This window comes from Microcoleus sp. BM001215392 (genome assembly GCF_036700185.1).
Classification (GTDB): domain Bacteria; phylum Cyanobacteriota; class Cyanobacteriia; order Cyanobacteriales; family Microcoleaceae; genus Microcoleus.
Genome location: NZ_JAUBOJ010000084.1, coordinates 15010 through 20204 on the forward strand (window position 1 = coordinate 15010; position 5195 = coordinate 20204).

Below are 5195 nucleotides of genomic sequence, written 5' to 3' on the forward strand. Positions count from 1 at the left end.
CAAGTTCAATCGTTCGGAATGCGAGTCCTGCTACTCTTAAAATCTACCCAGAAAGGACAGAACTCCTGACTGCGAACCTATTTTATAGGACAGAAGTCCTAACTGCGAACCTATTTTATAGGACAGAAGTCCTGACTGCGAACCTGATTAACCGAAACGGCCTTGAATGTAATCTCTCGTACTCGAATTGCTTGCAGAAGTAAAAATCCGACTTGTCGGCCCAAATTCCACCATGCGACCGATGCGACTTTCATCAGTATTAAAGAAAGCCGTATAATCAGAAACCCGAGCCGCCTGCTGCATATTGTGCGTTACAATCACCACAGTTAACTGTTCCCGCAGAGTTTGAAACAACTCCTCAATCTTCATAGTAGAAATCGGGTCGAGAGCAGAACAAGGCTCATCCATCAGCAAAATTTTCGGTTTAACAGCCAAAGCGCGAGCAATACAAAGCCGCTGCTGCTGTCCGCCCGAAATTCCCTGAGCCGACTTCTTCAAATTATCTTTCACCTCATCCCAAAGCGCCGCACTTTTGAGTGCAGATTCCACAATTTCGTCTAACTCTGCTTTGCTTTTGCGACCAAAAATGCGGACTCCGTAAGCAATATTATCGTAAATGCTCAGCGGAAAAGGATTCGGCCTTTGAAACACCATGCCAATTTGGCGTCGCAAACTATTAATATTGACCTTGGGACTGTAAATATCCTGTCCAAAGAACTCAACCCTGCCTTTGATTTGAACTTTTCCTTCCAATTCGCCGATGCGGTTGAGAGCTTTCAGAAAAGTTGATTTACCGCAACCTGAAGGGCCGATTATCGCCGTCACTTGCGGGTGAGGGATATTCATCGATAGATTTTCGAGAACTTTGTGAGTCCCGTAGTAGAAGCTCAAGTCCTGAACCCGCAATGCTGGCATAGCATTGGGGTCAATTTCAGGAGTCGCATCTTCTACAAATTGGTCGCTATATTTTTCAGCTTTGACGTTGGTTTTGGGTTTCATTATTTGCAGTTTGTTTAGTGTTGGCGGTAGATTTTTAGTAGATGCAAAATATTACCTGACGGCTTTATTTAGTTAGACTTGGTACTTGTTAGCTATACACTCATTTCCAAAGTCACGGATATATTGATACAGAACAGAAACCGCAGATTTAAGGCAGATAAACACAGATAAACGCAGATAAGTTCAAGATAGGAAAGAGAATGAATGCAATCTTGTCTCACATAAATCAGTTTAAATCCATTAAATCCGTGGAGCGAATCCGTTGCCGAACTTCCTTCGCCAGCAATTTACCTATCTTGTAAGCGCTTGCGAGTCACGGCGCGGGAGGCTAAGCTCGTAACCAAAACCATGCCCAAAAGTACAGAAGCCGCAGTCCACGCCAATTCATTCTGCTCCTTGTAAGGAGAGCTAGCGTAACTGTATATTAATACTGACATAGAAGGAGTCGGAGTTAGCAGTGTCTCGGGAATTTCTTGGATTTTTGAAATAGTTTCTGCACCGACGGGAGACTGAACTATCTCGCCCAATTTCTCAACTAAAGGAGGCCAAAATTGGCTGGACAAGGCAGTTACAATTAGCGGTGCAGTTTCGCCGGCGGCGCGGGAAGCTGCGAGTAAAATGCCTGTGGTAATAGTTGGAAGTGCTGAGGGAATAATAATCCGAAACATTGTTTGAAAGCGTCCGCCTCCCAAACCAGCAGAAGCGAGGCGGTAAGAAGCAGGCACTAATTTTAATGCTTGTTCTGTTGTCAGCGCTACCACCGGCAGCATGATAATCGCCAGCGCGAAACCGCCGGCCAATCCTGAGAATGACTTAGTTGTCACAACGATTAAAGCGTAAGCAAACACGCCGACAACAATTGACGGAACGCTACTCAAAATGACGGTGATAAAGCGGATAGTATTTGCTATAGCTTTATTTTCTCTGCCAAACTCTGACAAAAATATTCCGGTCATTACGCCGATTGGCACGCTCAATAATGTGGCAATTCCCACCATTAAAGCTGTACCGAGAATCGCATTGGCAAAGCCGTTGGGCTGGTCTTCGACTCCGACGGGTGCGGGCAGAGACACTAGCACTTCCCAGCTTAAATGTGTCAGTCCTTCGCCCAGGATTTTGTACAAAATAGCGAACAAAGGCAGCAGAGCAAGACCTGTAAGGGAGAATGCAATAACTGTCATTCCCCGGCTGAAAAAATTTCGGCTCAACGACAGGGGATTGTTGATTTCTGCATCTAGAATACTGTGGGATTTTTGTGCTTGAGTCATGGTTAATTCTTGGCTCCCTTAACGCCGATTAGCTGCACCAGCAAGACTGCAACTGCGTTCACCATTAGGGTGATCACAAATAGAATTAGGGCTAAATACATTAAAGAGCCGATGTGCAGTGGTTCTTGAGCTTCCCGAAATTGACTTGCTAAAACAGCGGGGATTGAGTAGCCGGGAGCTAATATAGATTGGTTGATTTGAATTGAGTTGCCTATTACCATTGTGACTGCCATTGTTTCGCCCAAGGCGCGTCCCAATGCCAAGATTGTCGCTCCGATAATTCCCGAACTTGCTGCTGGTAATAATAGCTTAAATATGGTTTCCCAGCGGGTAGCACCCAGTGACATTGAAGCACTTCGCAAGTCTACGGGAACCGACAGCAAGACATCGCGGCTGATGGCGGCGACTGTCGGCAAAATCATAATCGATAACAGTATGCCGGCGGGCAGCATTCCCGGCCCAAAAGGTTCGCTGCTGAATAGGGGAAACCAGCTAAAATTGTTGAACAGCGACTGCTGTAAAGGCAGCAGGAAGGGAATTAACACGAAGATTCCCCACAAGCCGACGATGACGCTGGGAATGGCTGAGATTAATTCAACCATGAATCCTAACGGCGATCGCACCCAAGCAGGCAAAAAGTTCTCGCTGGTAACGATCGCGACTGAAAGCCCTAGAGGAATTGCTATGATAATGGCGATCGCAGAACTAACTACTGTACCGTAAATAAACGGCAGAGCCCCAAACTGCAACTCACCGATATCCCATTTGGGATTCCACAAAAACTCCAGTCCAAACTTGCTAATAGCCGGCCAAGCATCCTTAAAAATTATCTCGCTCATCCAGAACAGCGTACCCGCCGTGGCTATAGCAAAAGCCCATACAAATCCTGTAAATCCCGACTCCAGTAACAAACCTTCACCCTTGGTATCAGTCAAGTCTACGTGGGTGGTGATTCCAGCAGCCTTTGGAGTCGATTTTTTCGGTTTCTTTGAAGAATTGGTCATAGCTGATTTAGCTTTTAAACAGTGAAATGTTTGTCGATTGAAACATCAGTTTTTAGAGCCTGAGTTTATCTCGCTATCCGTTAGTCCGGCGGGGGTTTAAACCCCCGCCTCATAGCGAAAGTCCTCTCAAGAGGACTGTTGGAATTTCCCAAAATAAATCTGGGTAAAAACCAACTTTATGGATAGTCTATTATTACCAGTTATCCTTCGCGACGACTTGAGGACTTTCGGTATAAGGCAGAGATTTAAATCTCTGCCGAACTTATTAACTAAGCCATTATTACCAGTCCTCGACCGAGGACTTTCGCTATGAGGCAGGGATTTAAATCCCTGCCGGACTGCGGGAAAGCGCAGATTTATTAGCACCCATACATCAGAAATATTGCTATACAAAATATGATTTTTGAGCCACACATTTAACTCAAAATCATAATAGAACTCTTGCAAAAATCGGAAAACACCCTGAAATTATCTGTGTTTATCTGTCTGACATCGGCGGTTGAAGGATCGATCAAAGACTTATGCAAGAGGTCTAATTATGCAAAGCCCGAATTAACCTTTAGCAACTACACTCTGATTCACTGTTTGAATCACTTTTTGAGCTGTAGCTTGCGGAATAGATGTAAACTCTAATCCTTTGTTGAGACCTTGACCTGTAGTCATCACCCAATTAACCATCTTTTTAATAGCATCTGCTTTCGCAGCAGGATACTGTTTGTAGATTAACAACCAAGTCAAGCCAACAATTGGATATCCATCATTAGGATTGCCTTCAACCAAGCGGAAATCTGCCGGGTATGTTTCCCCTGCTAAAGCTTTTTCGGCTTCTGCCAAGTTAGCATCTACAAATCTGCCAGCTTTATTTTGAATAAGTGCTGTTTGCAGATTGTTTTGGCGAGCAAAAGTATCTTGAACGTAGCCAATTGCACCAGGTGTTTGTTTGACCAAACCAGCTACACCGGGGTTTCCTTGACCGCTGAGGGGGCTACCGGGCCAACTCGGTTGAGCGGCACCTTTGATGCTGCTGCCAATAGCCTGCAAGTGATTAGCAAAAATAAAGGTTGTACCGCTGCTGTCTGCCCGTACAACTACTCGAATTGCAGTATTTGGCAAATTTTTTGCTTGTCCGGCAATCCCTGCGATTTTCGCATCATTCCAGCGGGTAATTTTGCCTTCAAAAATGCCTTTCATGGCATCGGCACTCAGCTTGACATTGCTAACTCCGGGCAAGTTGTAGACAACTGCAACCGCTCCGCCAGCAGTCGGAATTGCCATGACGCCACGGGTTACCTGAGAGATTTGTGCAGAAGTCATCAGCGCGTCGCTGCCTGCGAAATCCACAGTACCTGCAATTAATGCTTTGATACCAGCACCCGAGCCTGTACCTTCGTAGTTTACAGTAATTTGATTGGCGCTTCTCATTTGAGAGAAGTAGCGATCGTACAAAGGTTTAGGAAAAGTGGCTCCCGAACCGTTTAATGTTACCGCAGCTACAGCGGAAGTAACCAAACTTAGCGAAAATGTTGCTATGGCTAGCGTAACGATAAAAGTACGCCGCCAGGGCTTAGTGAAGAAAACCATAACTCCTCGTCCTCAATAATAGATAGGAAACTTTACAAATCTATGACCTAGGATAGACTGAAATTCCCAGTAAAAACAGCTATATTAATAAGCTTTTTTTAAATTTTGGTTAAGGTTAGGTTAAACTTTTTGTAACTGAAGAATGGCAGCAGCAACAATAACCTTTCCTTAATCTCTGGTTAACATTAGATTAAAAAGATTAGGAAGTAGCGTTAGCGAAGCTTTTTTAGACGCGCGCCCCTAGATAATACTGATTTTTTTTGCTTAACCTTTAGATGTACCCAGCAGTGGGTGCATCTGGTTTTTGAAGCCTGAAGAAGCATGACCGCATATAAGTTATTAG

Annotated in this window: 4 protein-coding genes; all 4 read right to left on the minus strand. The window is 44.7% G+C overall.

Translation table 11 applies throughout. The features are described from left to right. Positions 1-147 precede the first annotated feature (147 nt). Entirely contained in the window at positions 148-999 is an 852-nt protein-coding gene (gene pstB, locus QT974_RS12050) for a phosphate ABC transporter ATP-binding protein PstB (protein WP_333468716.1), read from the minus strand. A 287-nt stretch (positions 1000-1286) separates the two neighbouring features. Further along, on the minus strand, positions 1287-2267 hold the full coding sequence (gene pstA, locus QT974_RS12055) for a phosphate ABC transporter permease PstA (RefSeq protein WP_333468717.1): 981 nt from the start codon (positions 2265-2267) through the stop codon (positions 1287-1289). Positions 2268-2269: 2 nt separating this feature from the next. Next, complete coding sequence (gene pstC / locus QT974_RS12060; RefSeq protein ID WP_333468718.1) at positions 2270-3271, minus strand: phosphate ABC transporter permease subunit PstC; 1002 nt, start codon at positions 3269-3271, stop codon at positions 2270-2272. Between the two features lie 552 nt (positions 3272-3823). Continuing rightward, positions 3824-4852 (minus strand): phosphate ABC transporter substrate-binding protein PstS, encoded by a 1029-nt coding sequence (pstS, locus tag QT974_RS12065; protein WP_333468719.1) that lies wholly within the window; start codon positions 4850-4852, stop codon positions 3824-3826. Positions 4853-5195 lie beyond the last annotated feature (343 nt).